The following is a 13,166-nucleotide window of genomic DNA, read 5'->3' as shown; positions in this document are numbered from 1 at the left end:
GACCCAGAGATGACGACGGAGATCAACGGGTCCACGGGTTACAAGGGGTGCGCAGCATGGCCAAGCAGAACGTCGCCGAGCAGTTCGTCGACATCCTCGTCCGCGCGGGCGTGAAGCGGCTGTACGGGGTCGTCGGGGACAGTCTCAACCCCGTCGTGGACGCGATCCGCCGCACCCCGGAGATCGACTGGGTCCAGGTCAGGCACGAGGAGACCGCCGCCTTCGCGGCGGGCGCCGAGGCCCAGGTCACCGGCAAGCTGGCCGCCTGCGCGGGCTCCTGCGGCCCCGGCAACCTGCACCTGATCAACGGCCTGTACGACGCGCACCGCTCCATGGCCCCGGTCCTGGCGCTCGCCTCGCACATCCCCTCCAGCGAGATCGGGCTCGGGTACTTCCAGGAGACCCACCCGGACCAGCTGTTCCGCGAGTGCAGTCACTACAGCGAGATGATCTCCAATCCGAAGCAGATGCCGCGGCTGCTCCAGACCGCCATCCAGCACGCCGTCGGGCAGAACGGCGTCAGCGTCGTCTCGCTGCCGGGCGACATCGCCGACCAGCCCGCCCCCGACAAGGCCGCCGAGACCGCCCTGGTCACCTCGCGCCCCACCGTGCGCCCCGGCGACGCGGAGATCGAGAAGCTCGCCGCGATGATCGACGAGGCCGACAAGGTCACGCTCTTCTGCGGCAGCGGCACGGCGGGCGCGCACGCCGAGGTGATGGAGTTCGCCGAGAAGATCAAGTCTCCGGTGGGCCACGCGCTGCGCGGCAAGGAGTGGATCCAGTACGACAACCCGTACGACGTGGGCATGAGCGGCCTGCTCGGCTACGGCGCCGCGTACGAGGCCACCCACGAGTGCGATCTGCTCATCCTGCTCGGCACGGACTTCCCGTACAACGCGTTCCTGCCCGACGACGTCAAGATCGTCCAGGTGGACATCAGGCCCGAGCACCTGGGCCGCCGCTCCAAGCTGGACCTCGCGGTCTGGGGCGACGTGCGCGAGACCCTGCGCTGTCTGACGCCGCGCGTCTCGCCGAAGACGAACCGCAAGTTCCTCGACAAGATGCTGAAGAAGCACGCCGACACCCTGGAAGGCGTCATCAAGGCGTACACGCGCAAGGTCGAGAAGCACGTCCCGATCCACCCCGAGTACGTCGCGTCGGTCCTGGACGACCTCGCCGCCGACGACGCGGTGTTCACCGTGGACACCGGCATGTGCAACGTCTGGGCGGCCCGCTACCTCACCCCGAACGGCAAGCGCCGCATCATCGGCTCCTTCAGCCACGGCTCGATGGCCAACGCCCTGCCGCAGGCGATCGGCGCCCAGTTCACCGACCGCAAGCGCCAGGTCGTCTCCATGTCGGGCGACGGCGGCTTCTCCATGCTGATGGGCGACTTCCTCACCCTGGTCCAGCACGACCTGCCGGTGAAGGTCGTGCTCTTCAACAACTCCTCGCTCGGCATGGTCGAGCTGGAGATGCTGGTCGCGGGGCTGCCCTCGTACGGGACGACGAACCACAACCCCGACTTCGCCGCGGTCGCCCGCGCCTGCGGAGCCTACGGCGTCCGCGTGGAGAAGCCCAAGCAGCTCGCGGGCGCCCTGAAGGACGCCTTCGCGCACAAGGGCCCGGCCCTGGTCGACATCGTCACCGACCCGAACGCCCTCTCCATCCCGCCCAAGATCAGCTCGGAGATGGTGACCGGCTTCGCGCTCTCCGCGAGCAAGATCGTGCTGGACGGCGGCGTCGGCCGGATGGTGCAGATGGCCCGCTCGAACCTGCGCAACGTCCCGAGGCCCTGACCCCGGAGGGGGCCCGCCCGCCGGGCCCCCTCCGAGCGGTGCGCTCACGCCGGGCGCAGCCGCAGCGTGACGATCTGGAACGGCCGCAGCGCGAGCGAGAGCCCCGCCTCGCCGGTCTCGGCCGGTTCCAGCGGGCGTTCCAGGAGGTCGGTGACCTCGGCCCCGGCCACGGGGAACGACGTGCTGAGCGTGGCGGCGGCGCGCCCGCCCCGCGACTCGTACAGCCGCACCACGACGTCCCCGCTGCGATCGTCGGCGAGCTTCACCGACTCGACGGTGACCGCGGGATGGTCGACGGTCACCAGCGGGGCGAGCACCGGCGCGGCCGTCACCCGCAGCGGCAGGTTGAGCGCGAGCCCCTCCGCCACCGCGTCGCCCGTGCTCGCCCCGGGCAGCAGCGCGTACGTGAAGCGGTGCGCGCCCTGGTCGGTCTCCGGGTCGGGACTGTGCGGGGCCCGCAGCAGGGTGAGACGGACGGTGGTGCCGAGCGTGCCGTCGTGCTCGGTGCGCGTCACGTCGTGGCCGTACGTCGAGTCGTTGAGCAGCGCGACGCCGTACCCCTCCTCGGCGACCCGCAGCCAGCGGTGCGCGCAGATCTCGTAACGGGCCGCGTCCCAGCCGGTGTTGGCGTGCGTGGTCCGGTGCACATGGCCGAACTGGATCTCGGCGGCGGACCGTTCGGCGTGCACGTCGAGCGGGAACGCCGCCTTGAGGACCTTCTCCGACTCGCGCCAGTCGACGTCGGTGACGACCTCCACCCGCCTGCTGCCGGCTGCGAGCCTGATCTCCTGGGTGATCCGCGAGGCCCCGAAGGCGCGCACCACGCGGACCGTCACGCGCAGCGGCCCGTCCTCGACCAGCTCGACGGACTCGGCGTCCGTGAGGTCGGTGTGCCGGTGCCGGTAGTGCCGGTCGAGGTCCCAGGCGTCGTAGTGCGTGGGGTGGTCGGGGTGCAGCTGGAGGAGGTTGCCGGGCGCGGCGAGGACCTCGCGGCCCTCGGCCGTGTCGTGCACGGAGGCGATCAGGCCCTCGGCGTCGACGGTGACGCGCAGATGCTCGTTGGAGAGCACGATCGCCGTGCCGTCGGTCGCCGCGGCCGCGGCCCTGCCCGGCTCCAGGGTGCGGTCCGCGGCCGCCGCCAGGCTCTGGCTGCCGAGCGCGGGCACCTGGACGTGCACCAGCGTGCCGTCGTCGCTCTCGACGACCTCGCCGCGCGGGTACGGCGAGGCGTTCAGCGCGGCCGGGCCGCCGGGGCCCAGGGAGCGCGCCGCCGCCAGGGTGAGCGCGTCGAGCTCGGCGACGACCCGCGCGTAGGTGTCGCGCGCCTCGCGGTGCACCCAGGCGATCGAGGAGCCCGGCAGGATGTCGTGGAACTGGTGCAGCAGGACCGTCTTCCACAGCCGGTCCAGGGTGTCGTACGGGTAGACGTACGCCGGATCGCGCACCGCGGCGGCCGTGCACCACAACTCCGCCTCGCGCAAGGCGTGTTCGCTGCGACGATTGCCACGCTTGGTCGCCGCCTGGGTGGTGTACGTCGCGCGGTGCAGCTCCAGATAGAGCTCGCCGGACCAGACGGGCGCCCGCTGCCCGTACTCCTCCTCGGCCGCCGCGAAGAACGCCGACGGCTTCTCGATCTCGACGCGCGGCGAGCCCTCCAGGGAGCGCAGCCGGCGGGCCCGCTCCATCATCTCGCGGGTGGGCCCGCCCCCGCCGTCGCCCCAGCCGAACGGCACCAGGGAGCGGGTCGCCCGGCCCTTGTCGGCGAAGTTCCGCTCCGCGTGCGCGAGTTCGGCGCCGTGGAACTGCGAGTTGTAGGTGTCGACGGGCGGGAAGTGGGTGAAGACGCGGGTGCCGTCGATGCCTTCCCACCAGAAGGTGTGGTGCGGCATCTTGTTGGTCTGGTTCCAGCTGAGCTTCTGCGTGAGGAACCAGCGGATGCCCGCGAGCTTCGCCAACTGCGGGAAGGCGGCGGTGTATCCGAAGGAGTCGGGCAGCCAGATCTCCTCCGTCTCGACGCCGAACTCCTCGCGGAAGAACCGCCTGCCGTGGGTGATCTGCCGCGCGAGCGCCTCGCCGCCGGGCATGTTGGCGTCCGACTCGACCCACATCGAGCCGACCGGGGCCCAATTGCCGTCCGCCACGGCCTTCTTGATGCGGTCCCAGATGTGCGGCTGGTGCTCCTTCACCCAGGCGTACTGCTGGGCCTGCGAGCAGGCGAAGACCAGCTCCGGATACTCCTCGGCGAGGGCCGTCACATTGGCGAAGGTGCGGGACGCCTTGCGCACCGTCTCGCGCAGCGGCCACAGCCAGGCCGAGTCGATGTGCGCGTGCCCGGCCGCCGACACGCGGTGCGCGCTGGCGTGGGCGGGCCGCGCCAGGACCTCGGCGAGCTCGGCGCGCGCCGCGGCGGCCGTGCCGGACACGTCGTGCAGATCGAGCGCGTCGAGCATGTCCTCCAGGGCCCGCAGGATCTCGTGCCGCCTCGGTCGGTCGGCGTCCAGTTCCGCCATGAGCTCCGAGAGGACCTCGATGTCGAGGATCAACTGCCAGACGTCCTCGTCCAGTACGGCGAGATCGGCAGACGCGAATCGGTAGATCGGGGTATTGCCTGCGGTCAGTACGTCGCCGAGGGGTGTCGGCACGAAGTCGTGCAGAACGGCGGGATTGGCCGCCGCCTCCAGAAGTAGGTGCACCGACTCGCCGCCCCGCGCCGGGGCGGCCACCGGAATATGCCGATTGCGCGGGTGAATCCCCTTCAGCGGAACGCCCGCCGCGTCGTACACGAGGCCCTCCGCCTGGAAGCCGGGTCCGTCCCCGGAGAAGCCCGGATCGACGACCACCTCGACCCGCCGCCCGCGCCACTCGTCGGGCACTTCTCCTTGAATCCGGAACCAACTTGTCGACCAGGGACTTCCCCAGGCGGTGCCGGTCTCGAAGGGTTCATATGCCGCATCCAGGGCGGTCGCCACGGGCACCGGCTCGCCCGGCGCATGCCACACGGAGAGGGTCAGCGGCACCCGCCGCGCGTACTGGGCGGCGCGGATGAACTGGCGCAGCGCCCGTTCCAGGCGGCCTTCCACCAGCAGTCTGTCGTCGTGCACTCGGGCTCCTCGGAACGCTCGTCTGCGGGGGTCCACCGCTTCACTTCCCCGCGCGCCAGGGGCGCACCCCCGCCCATGGTTGACGATTCGACAGGAGTGCCGCCATGGGCCCGGGGCATGCATCCCGTGAGCATGTTCGACCAGGGAGGCAAGGTCATCGGTTGGTGGGCGGGGGTCATGACGAGGCAGGCACGTGCGGGCGGCTCCGGGGGAAGCGGAGCCACTTCAGCCAAGGTTCGGGAAGACACGATCGACGAGACGTCCGCCGGGCCCGACCGGGTCGAGTTCAGGCGCAGACTCGGCAGGGCGGACCTGCGCGCGGTGTCCGAGGTGCGGCGCGCGCTGCGGGAACTGCTGAGGCACTGGGGCATGCCCGGCAGATCGGAGATCGCGGAGCTGCTCACCAGCGAACTGGTCACCAACGCGCTGGTGCACACCGATCACGACGCGATCGTCACCGCGACCGTGGGCCCGCGCGGGCTCCGCGTCGAGGTGCGGGACTTCGTGGGGCGGCGGCCCAAGCCACGCGTACCGAACGCCGACGACGGTACGCACGGCAGGGGCCTGATGCTCGTGCAGTCCCTCGCCGACGCGTGGGGCGTGCGGGCGCACGGGGTGGGCAAGGCGGTCTGGTTCGAGCTGCACGGCGGCGGCACGGCCTGATCCCCGCCACCGCCGCCGTAGGTCTCAACCGAACTGCTGCTCAAGGTCCTTGAGCTTCTGCTCCAGCGAGTCGAGCCGGGGCAGGGTCTGGGTGTCGTCCTCCGCCGTCAGGTCGACGGTGACCGGAGTGGCGTCGTCACGGCCGTTCCTGACGGCCTGGAGGGAGGGTCGGGCGCGTACCGGCAGCTGCTCCTGCGCCGCTATGGCAGGGTCCGCGCCGACCTGCGCGGACCCGGCGGCCGGTGAGACGGCCTGCACGTCGACCTGGCGGCCGCCGCGGGTGTACCCCCGGTGGCCCCTGCTGATCGCCTTGAGCTGCGCGCGCTCCAGCTTCTCCTGGTCGCGCCTGCGCAGCCGCGTGCGCTCCTTCTCGCGGCGGTCCTCGCGGACCTCCTCGACGGCCTCGTCCAGCGTGCGCACGCCCTCCAGGAGCATCAGCGACCAGGCGCCGAAGGTCTCCCGGGGTGCGCGCAGCCACCGCACGATGCGGATCTGCGGCAACGGCCGTGGCACCAGGCCCTGTTCGCGCAGCGCGGCCCTGCGGGTCTGCTTGAGCGCACGGTCGAAGAGCACGGCCGCCGAGAGCGACATCCCCGCGAAGAAGTGCGGGGCGCCCGCGTGGCTCAGTCCCCGGGGCGCGTGCACCCAGTTGAACCAGGCGGCCGCCCCGGCGAACGTCCACACGAGCAGCCGCGAGCCGAGGGCCGCGTCGCCGTGGCTCGCCTCGCGGACCGCGAGGACGGAGCAGAACATCGCCGCGCCGTCGAGGCCGAACGGCACCAGGTACTCCCAGCCCCCGGAGAGGCTGAGGTTCTGCTGCCCGAAGCCCACCAGGCCGTGGAAGGAGAGTGCGGCGGCGACCGCCGCACAGCAGAACAACAGCAGATAGGAAGCGGTGCCGTAGACGGCTTCCTTGCGCCTGCGGCGCTCCTCGCTGCGTTCCCACGTCTCGTCGCTGCCGGGCTTGCCCGTCTTGTCGTGGCCGCGCTTGCCGCGCGCGAGCACCGCCACCGCCACCAGCATGCCCAGGAGCAGGACGCCGCCGGGGAGCAGCCAGTCCAGCGATATGTCGGTCAGTCTCATCGGGGTCCCTTGCGTCGCGGTAGGGCGTTTCGGGCGCCATATTGACCCAATTCCGGGACCCCTCAACGGGGTTTCGGGGCAAGAGAACGCCAAGGGGGTGCAAGGGGGCACGCAGAGCGCACTTTTACTCGAACTCGCAGCGGGGGAACGGCTGTTGAGTTCGATTAAACGCGCACGAAAGGGTGGTTCAGGCGGAGGCGGTTGCGCTGAGCCGGCTGATGCGCTCGGCGTCGCAGGTGCGCGGGCAGGTGACGCAGGTGTCCTCGGGGCGCAGCGTGTAGAACATGCAGCAGCTCGCCCGGTCCCTGGTCGGCAGTGGTTCGCCGTTGGGCCCGCTGAGCTCCCGGAAGCCCGCCGTGCCCACGTACGGCTTGGTGGCACCGGGCAGCAGCCGCTCCAGCTCGGTCATGGCGCGCCGCTCCTCGCCGAGCAGGTGCGCGATGTACCAGAGGCCCTCGACGATCTCGTCGGTGGCCACGCTCCACAGGGCGCGCGAGCGGCGCCGCATCAGCGGGCCGAAGCCGTCGAGGAGCGGTCCGAGGTGCTCGGCGACCGCCGCCCGCACCTCCGCGCGCAGCGCCTCCTCGTCCGGTACGACACGGGCGCCGGGCAGCGCCGCCGCCGGGTCGTCCGGCAGACAGGCGAAGCTCTCCGGGCGTACGGCCATCCGGCCGAGGGTGCGCTGGAAGGAGACGTTCGCCACCGGGTAGCGGGGCACGCGGCGGTGCAGGAACCACGGGACGGTGATCAGCAGGGTGGCCGGCCAGGCGTACCGGTGCAGGCCGAAGCTGGCGATCACGTCGGGGCGTGCCTGGGTGCCGTAGTCCTTCAGGACCTGTGCGTTGTCCCAGGCGAGGAACGCGTCGAGGTCGGCCCCGCCCTCCGCGAGCCGGGCGGCGGTGACCCAGCCGGCGCCCTGGGGGGCCTGTTCCTCGTGCCCGAGCTCGGTGACGCACAGCCCGGAGAACACCTCGGTGAGGCGGGCGTAGGAGTCCGCGACGGGGCTGTGGGCGCCGCCGCGGGCGGGCGCGGCCAAGGTGGGGACGGACATGCGGGGACCACCGAATCGCGATCGATTGCAGGTAAGCCTTACCTTACCCGACGTGATCGAGGTTTCAACTGCGGTGCTGTCCGCCTATGGTGCCTCTCGTGCCTCTCGTACCTTTCGGGACGGGGAACAGCGGTGCGGCGGCCCTGAGGAGGACCGAGTGGAGCAGGCCAGGGTGCGCGGAACGGACGCGTGCGCGGGGACGCCCCGTGCCCGGGTGCCGGAGCAGGCGGACGGGCGGCAGAACGGGGCGGTGCGCGGCGAGCACACCCACGGGGAACAGGGCCCGGTGCGCACGCCGCTGCGGCGGACCTCCGTACGCGGCCAGGTCCTCGACGCCCTGCGGGCCGCGCTGGTCGGCGGTGAGCTCACCCCCGGCGAGGTCTACTCGGCGCCGGTCCTCGGCGACCGCTTCGGCGTCTCCGCGACCCCCGTCCGCGAGGCGATGCAGCAGCTCGCCACCGAGGGCGCCGTGGAGGTCGTGCCGAACCGCGGCTTCCGGGTCACCGAGCGCAGCGCGGGGGAGCTGGCCGAGCTGGCCGAGGTCCGCGCGCTGATCGAGGTGCCGGTGATGCTGCGCCTGGCCCGTACCGTGCCCGCCGCGCGCTGGGCCGAGCTGCGCCCGCTCGCGGAGGCCACCGCGACCGCGGCGGCGGGCGGCGACCTCGCGCGCTACGCCGAGTCGGACCGCGCCTTCCACGGCGCGGTCCTCGCCCTCTCCGGCAACCGCCAGCTCGTGCAGGTCGCCGACGATCTGCACAGACGCTCGCAGTGGCCCCTGGTCAGCGGCCCCGTCGCGGGCCGCAGGGCCGATCTGCTCGCGGACGCGGCGGAGCACATGGCCCTGCTGGACGCGCTGATCGACCAGGACCTGACCGTGGTCTCCGAACTGGTCGGCGAGCACTTCACGGGCGCCTCGGCCTGACCGCTCCCGGCGGAACTACAGCGCGGGCGCCGGTGGCGTCAGGTGCTGGGCCAGCCACGCGGGCACGCCGCCGAGCAGGCGGAAGAGACGGGTGGCCTCGGCCCGCAGGCGGGTCGCCTCCGGTTCCGGCTCCGCGTCGGCGAGCGCCGCGAGCGCAGGGGCCGTGCCGACCAGGTAGCCGAGCTCCTCGCGGATGCGCAGCGACTCCGTGAAGCCGTGCCGCGCCTCCGCCAACTCGCCGTCTCGCAGGGCGAGTCCGGCCAGATGGCGCCAGGTGAAGGAGAGCAGGAGCGGGTCGGAGTGCGCCGTGGCGCCCGCGTGGGCCCTGCGGTAGGCGGCCTTCGCGGCCTGCGGGGAGTCGGCGATGTGCTCCGCGATCAGACCGCGCCGGAAGTCGAGCAGTGGCCGTCCCGGCGCGTTCGGGGCGAACAGCGCGGCCGCCCTGCCGAGCGCCGTGCGGGCCTCGTCGGCCCGGTCGCGTACTCCCAACACCGTGGACGCGTACGCCAGGTGGCCGCGCTCGCAGGCCGCGGCGCCGCGGTCGTCGTCATCGTCGGCGAGTGCCTCGGCGGTCCGCAGGCCGTCCTCGGCCTCGCCCCAGCCGTCCCCGGTGAACAGGCAGCGCTCGACGAGCAGCGCCGTGCGCTGGAGGGCCGGCGCGGCCCCCGCCCGCGAGGCGAGCAGCGCCGCGGCATCGGTCCAGCAGCCGCGTGAGCGCAGCCGCCATACCGCGGTCTGGAGTGGATCGTCCCCTGCAGTCGTTCCGGTACCAGACATGGCGGTATGCGCCACGTTGCCCTCCCCGAGCACACCATTGAGCTGTTGAGTCGTGGGCGAATCTCAGCACGGAACGCGGGGCCGGGCCAAGAGGCTGGGTGAAAGAATTCACAAAGGGCGGGCAAGGAAAGGGGTTTGGCCGCCGATCATGAAGGCCAGGGGTGGCGCCCCGTACGCGCGCCCGCCCCGGCCTCCGGACGGCCCGCGGGCCGTCCGACCTGCTCAGCCGCTCAACTCATGCGCAGCGCGAGGAAGAAGTCCAGCTTGTCCTCCAGGCGCGAGAGGTCACGGCTCGTCAACTGCTCGATACGGCCCACCCGGTAGCGCAGCGTGTTGACGTGCAGGTGCAGCCGGGCCGCGCAGCGGGTCCAGGAGCCGTCGCAGTCCAGGAACGCCTCCAGGGTGGGGATCAGCTCCGCGCGGTGGCGCTGGTCGTACTCGCGCAGCGGGTCGAGCAGGCGTGCCGTGAAGGCCCGGCGCACGTCGTCGGGCACGAAGGGCAGCAGCAGGACGTGCGAGGCGAGCTCCTGGTGTCCGGCCGCGCAGACCCGTCCCGGGCGGGCCGCGGCCACCCGGCGGGCGTGCCGCGCCTCCTCCAGGGCGCCGCGCAGGCCCTCCGCCGAGTGCACGGACGCGCTGACGCCCAGCGTGAGGCGGCCGTCGTCGGCGAGGCCCGAGCTGAGCGGGTCGCGCACCGACTCCAGGAGGGAGTCCGCGAGCAGACCCGTCTCCGAGCCGTCGTGCTCGCTGGAGACCGCGGGCAGCGGGACGAGCGCGATGGCCTCGTCACCCGTGTGGGCGACCGCGATCCGGTCGGACGGCTCAGGGCCCGAGGACAGCGGGTCGACCAGGATCTCCTCCAGGAGCGACTGGGCGACCGGTCCGCCGTCGATGTCGCCGCCCTCCCACTCCACCCGGGCCACCACGACCTGCCAGTGCGGGGCCGCGCCCAGGCCCGGCAGGAGCACCGGGGCCGCGACGCGCAGCCGGGCGGCGATCTCGGCGGGCGCCGCGCCCGTCTGCACCAGCTCCAGGACCTCCTGGGCGAGCCTGCGCCGCACCGTGCGGGCCGCGTCGCGGCGGTCCCGCTCGACCGCGATCAGCTGGGTCACGCCCTGCAACAGGTCGAGGCGCTCCTCGGGCCAGTCGCCCGCGTCGGCCTCGACGGCGAGCACCCAGTCGGACAGGACCGTCTCGCGCACGTCGCGGGACGCCCCGGCCGCTCCCCGGCCGCTGGTCCGAATGGGGAACAGCGAGTACGTCGAGCCCTCCACCGCCACGCGGTGCGGGCCGCGCCGCCCGGTGCGGGTGGCCGCCAGGTGCTCCCCGGCCAGGCGCGCGCAGACGGCCGCGGGCAGCGCGGTGCCGCCCGCGCTCGACCCGGCGATGGCCCGGCCCGCGGGGGAGAGCACCCAGGCCCGCAGGTCCAGGTCGGTGCCGAGCAGGTCGAGGACGACGTCGGGGCCGCCGCCCGCGGGGCCCGACGTCATCAGGCGGCGGTGCCGGTCGACCACGGCGGCCAGGTCACCGGCGCGCTCGCCGGAGACCTGGCGTACGACGTGTTCGGTGATGGTCGCGAAGGCGACCCGTTCGTTGACCGCGAAGAGCGGCAGCCGGTGCCGGGCGCAGGCCTCGACGATGTCGTCGGGGATGTCCCCGAGCTCGGCCTCGCCGGCCGCCAGGGCCGCCACCCCGGCGCTCGCCAGAAGGCGGACGAAGGGTTCGGTGTCCGAGGCGTCGCGGCGCCAGGCGAGGCCGGTGAGCACCAGCTCGCCGCCCGCCAGATAGCGGCTGGGGTCCCGCAGGTCCGTGGTCATCACACCGCGCACGGTGCGGTCCAGCTCGTCCTCGCCGCCGAGCAGCCGCAGGCCCAGCGCGTCGGTGTCAAGGAGTGCGCGCAGCCGCATGGTGTCGTCGCCGCCGATCTGTCTCGAATGGTGTGTACAAACATGTGCGCTCTGTAGCGCGGGGGCCCTGTGCCGCAGTGGAGCTCCGGTTTCCGGGGGGAAGCCGCGAGGTTACTGGGGCCCGTTCTTCATACGAATCTACAAGACGCACCGCTTGGCCAGCCAACTCCTTCATGGTTTCGGTGACTGACCCCATCGGACGACCGGGCGGTGTACTTGGCCCACTCCGCGTTAACAGCACATGAACGAGCAGTCGAGGGACGAACGGCCCGAGTGGCCTAAACGGAATCCCTGAATCGGAATCCTCCGTGCCTCGAAGCGAACGACCCTCGATACGAAGAAGAGAGCCTCATGGACTTCCTTCGCCCCGCCAGCTGGGAGGAGGCGCTCGCCGCCAAGGCCGAGCACCCCACGGCTGTGCCGATTGCGGGTGGCACCGACGTGATGGTCGAGATCAACTTCGACCACCGCCGTCCCGAGTACCTGCTTGACCTCAACCGCATCGTCGAGCTGCGCGAGTGGGAGGTGGGCGAGGAGACGGTCCGGCTGGGTGCCTCCGTCCCGTACACCCAGATCATGGAGGAGCTGCGCACCGAGCTCCCCGGCCTCGCGCTCGCCTCGCACACGGTCGCCTCCCCGCAGATCCGCAACCGCGGCGGCGTCGGCGGCAACCTGGGCACGGCGTCCCCGGCCGGTGACGCCCACCCGGCGCTGCTCGCCGCCGACTGCGAGGTCGAGGTGGAGTCCGTGCGGGGATCCCGCCTCATCCCGATCGACGACTTCTACACCGGAGTGAAGCGCAACGCGCTCGCCGCGGACGAGCTCATCAAGTCGGTGCACATCAAGAAGGCCGACGGGCCCCAGCAGTACTCGAAGGTCGGTACCCGCAACGCGATGGTCATCGCGGTCTGCGCGTTCGGCATCGCGCTGCACCCCGAGACCCGCAGCGTGCGCACCGGCATCGGTTCGGCGGCCCCGACCCCGATCCGGGCGAAGGCGGCCGAGGAGTTCCTGAACGCGGCGCTCGACGAGGGCGGCTTCTGGGAGAGCAAGAAGATCATCACCCCTTCGATCGCCAAGCAGTTCGCGACGCTCGCCTCCGGCGCCGCCAACCCGATCGACGACGTGCGCGGCACGGCGAGCTACCGCCGGCACGCCGTCGGGATCATGGCCCGCCGCACGCTCGGCTGGACCTGGGAGTCGTACCGCGGCAACGGCCGCAGCACTGAGGGAGTCGCATAATGCGCGTGAACTTCACGGTCAACGGCCGTCAGCAGGAAGCGGACGACGTGTGGGAGGGCGAGTCCCTCCTGTACGTGCTGCGCGAGCGCATGGGTCTGCCCGGCTCCAAGAACGCCTGTGAGCAGGGCGAGTGCGGCTCCTGCACCGTCCGGCTCGACGGGGTCCCGGTCTGTTCGTGTCTGGTCGCGGCGGGCCAGGTGGAGGGCCGCGAGGTCACCACCGTCGAGGGCCTGGCCGACTACGCGAAGCAGCGCAGTTCGGGGGGAGCCAGCCACCCGGGCGGCGCCTGCGGCAGCGGAGGCTGCGGCACCTCGCTCCAGGACGCCCAGCAGTGGCAAGCGAAGGGAACGGACTCGCAGACCGGCGAGGGTGGCGAACTCTCCCCGATCCAGCAGGCGTTCATCGACGCGGGCGCCGTCCAGTGCGGCTTCTGCACCCCCGGTCTGCTCGTCGCGGCCGACGAGATGCTGGAGCGCAACCCGCAGCCGTCCGACGCGGACATCCGCGAGGCGCTCTCCGGAAACCTGTGCCGGTGCACCGGTTACGAGAAGATCCTGGACGCGGTGCGTCTCGCCGCCGCCCGCCAGGACCGTCAAGGACTCCAGGAAGGTGCGGTCTGAC

At 72.4% G+C, this 13,166-nt stretch carries 10 protein-coding genes; 5 read left to right on the top strand and 5 right to left on the bottom strand.

The window, feature by feature from the left end:
• Positions 1 to 56 precede the first annotated feature (56 nt).
• The gene (locus tag ACIO9J_RS15455) at positions 57 to 1,799 is read left to right on the top strand and encodes a pyruvate dehydrogenase (RefSeq protein ID WP_401998267.1); all 1,743 of its coding nucleotides are present in this window, start codon (positions 57 to 59) and stop codon (positions 1,797 to 1,799) included.
• Between the two features lie 44 nt (positions 1,800 to 1,843).
• On the opposite strand, the gene ACIO9J_RS15450 is transcribed toward ACIO9J_RS15455, so the two are convergent.
• Entirely contained in the window at positions 1,844 to 4,900 is a 3,057-nt protein-coding gene (locus tag ACIO9J_RS15450) for an alpha-mannosidase (RefSeq protein ID WP_401998264.1), read from the bottom strand.
• Between the two features lie 177 nt (positions 4,901 to 5,077).
• On the opposite strand from ACIO9J_RS15450, the gene ACIO9J_RS15445 reads away from it, so the two are divergent.
• Positions 5,078 to 5,563 carry an ATP-binding protein gene (locus ACIO9J_RS15445; protein ID WP_401998668.1) on the top strand — a complete coding sequence of 162 codons (486 nt, stop codon included), beginning with the start codon at positions 5,078 to 5,080 and terminating at the stop codon, positions 5,561 to 5,563.
• 24 nt (positions 5,564 to 5,587) lie between these two features.
• Here the strand turns inward: ACIO9J_RS15445 and ACIO9J_RS15440 are convergent, their stop codons facing one another.
• Positions 5,588 to 6,646, bottom strand: coding sequence for a DUF2637 domain-containing protein (locus ACIO9J_RS15440; RefSeq protein ID WP_401998262.1), 1,059 nt, complete (start codon positions 6,644 to 6,646; stop codon positions 5,588 to 5,590).
• 187 nt (positions 6,647 to 6,833) lie between these two features.
• Complete coding sequence (locus tag ACIO9J_RS15435) at positions 6,834 to 7,697, bottom strand: (2Fe-2S)-binding protein (protein WP_401998259.1); 864 nt, start codon at positions 7,695 to 7,697, stop codon at positions 6,834 to 6,836.
• Positions 7,698 to 7,854: 157 nt separating this feature from the next.
• On the opposite strand from ACIO9J_RS15435, the gene ACIO9J_RS15430 reads away from it, so the two are divergent.
• Positions 7,855 to 8,619 (top strand): GntR family transcriptional regulator, encoded by a 765-nt coding sequence (locus ACIO9J_RS15430; RefSeq protein ID WP_401998256.1) that lies wholly within the window; start codon positions 7,855 to 7,857, stop codon positions 8,617 to 8,619.
• 15 nt (positions 8,620 to 8,634) lie between these two features.
• On the opposite strand, the gene ACIO9J_RS15425 is transcribed toward ACIO9J_RS15430, so the two are convergent.
• Together ACIO9J_RS15425 and ACIO9J_RS15420 are read right to left on the bottom strand one after the other, a co-directional pair.
• Entirely contained in the window at positions 8,635 to 9,411 is a 777-nt protein-coding gene (locus tag ACIO9J_RS15425) for a hypothetical protein (protein ID WP_401998253.1), read from the bottom strand.
• Positions 9,412 to 9,626: 215 nt separating this feature from the next.
• Positions 9,627 to 11,303, bottom strand: a complete 1,677-nt coding sequence (locus tag ACIO9J_RS15420; protein ID WP_401998250.1) for a PucR family transcriptional regulator — start codon at positions 11,301 to 11,303, stop codon at positions 9,627 to 9,629.
• Positions 11,304 to 11,654: 351 nt separating this feature from the next.
• On the opposite strand from ACIO9J_RS15420, the gene ACIO9J_RS15415 reads away from it, so the two are divergent.
• On the top strand, positions 11,655 to 12,545 hold the full coding sequence (locus ACIO9J_RS15415) for an FAD binding domain-containing protein (RefSeq protein WP_401998247.1): 891 nt from the start codon (positions 11,655 to 11,657) through the stop codon (positions 12,543 to 12,545).
• Positions 12,545 to 13,165, top strand: a complete 621-nt coding sequence (locus ACIO9J_RS15410) for a (2Fe-2S)-binding protein (RefSeq protein ID WP_401998244.1) — start codon at positions 12,545 to 12,547, stop codon at positions 13,163 to 13,165. Before ACIO9J_RS15415 ends, ACIO9J_RS15410 begins: the two co-directional genes overlap by 1 nt.
• Position 13,166: the final 1 nt, after the last annotated feature.

Origin of the sequence: Streptomyces sp. NPDC087300, assembly GCF_044744425.1 — a bacterium.
GTDB lineage: Bacteria > Actinomycetota > Actinomycetes > Streptomycetales > Streptomycetaceae > Streptomyces.
The sequence above is the reverse complement of the archived record's forward strand: the minus strand, read 5'-3'. Positions and strand labels throughout refer to the sequence as shown.

What these genes read in the sequence shown, in the direction of transcription:
- ACIO9J_RS15440 (WP_401998262.1), bottom strand. Translation starts at nt 6,646, where the DNA reads ATGAGACTGACCGACATATCGCTGGACTGGCTGCTCCCCGGCGGCGTC.
- ACIO9J_RS15415 (WP_401998247.1), top strand. Translation starts at nt 11,655, where the DNA reads ATGGACTTCCTTCGCCCCGCCAGCTGGGAGGAGGCGCTCGCCGCCAAG.
- ACIO9J_RS15455 (WP_401998267.1), top strand. Translation starts at nt 57, where the DNA reads ATGGCCAAGCAGAACGTCGCCGAGCAGTTCGTCGACATCCTCGTCCGC.
- ACIO9J_RS15410 (WP_401998244.1), top strand. Translation starts at nt 12,545, where the DNA reads ATGCGCGTGAACTTCACGGTCAACGGCCGTCAGCAGGAAGCGGACGAC.
- ACIO9J_RS15420 (WP_401998250.1), bottom strand. Translation starts at nt 11,303, where the DNA reads ATGCGGCTGCGCGCACTCCTTGACACCGACGCGCTGGGCCTGCGGCTG.
- ACIO9J_RS15445 (WP_401998668.1), top strand. Translation starts at nt 5,078, where the DNA reads ATGACGAGGCAGGCACGTGCGGGCGGCTCCGGGGGAAGCGGAGCCACT.
- ACIO9J_RS15435 (WP_401998259.1), bottom strand. Translation starts at nt 7,697, where the DNA reads ATGTCCGTCCCCACCTTGGCCGCGCCCGCCCGCGGCGGCGCCCACAGC.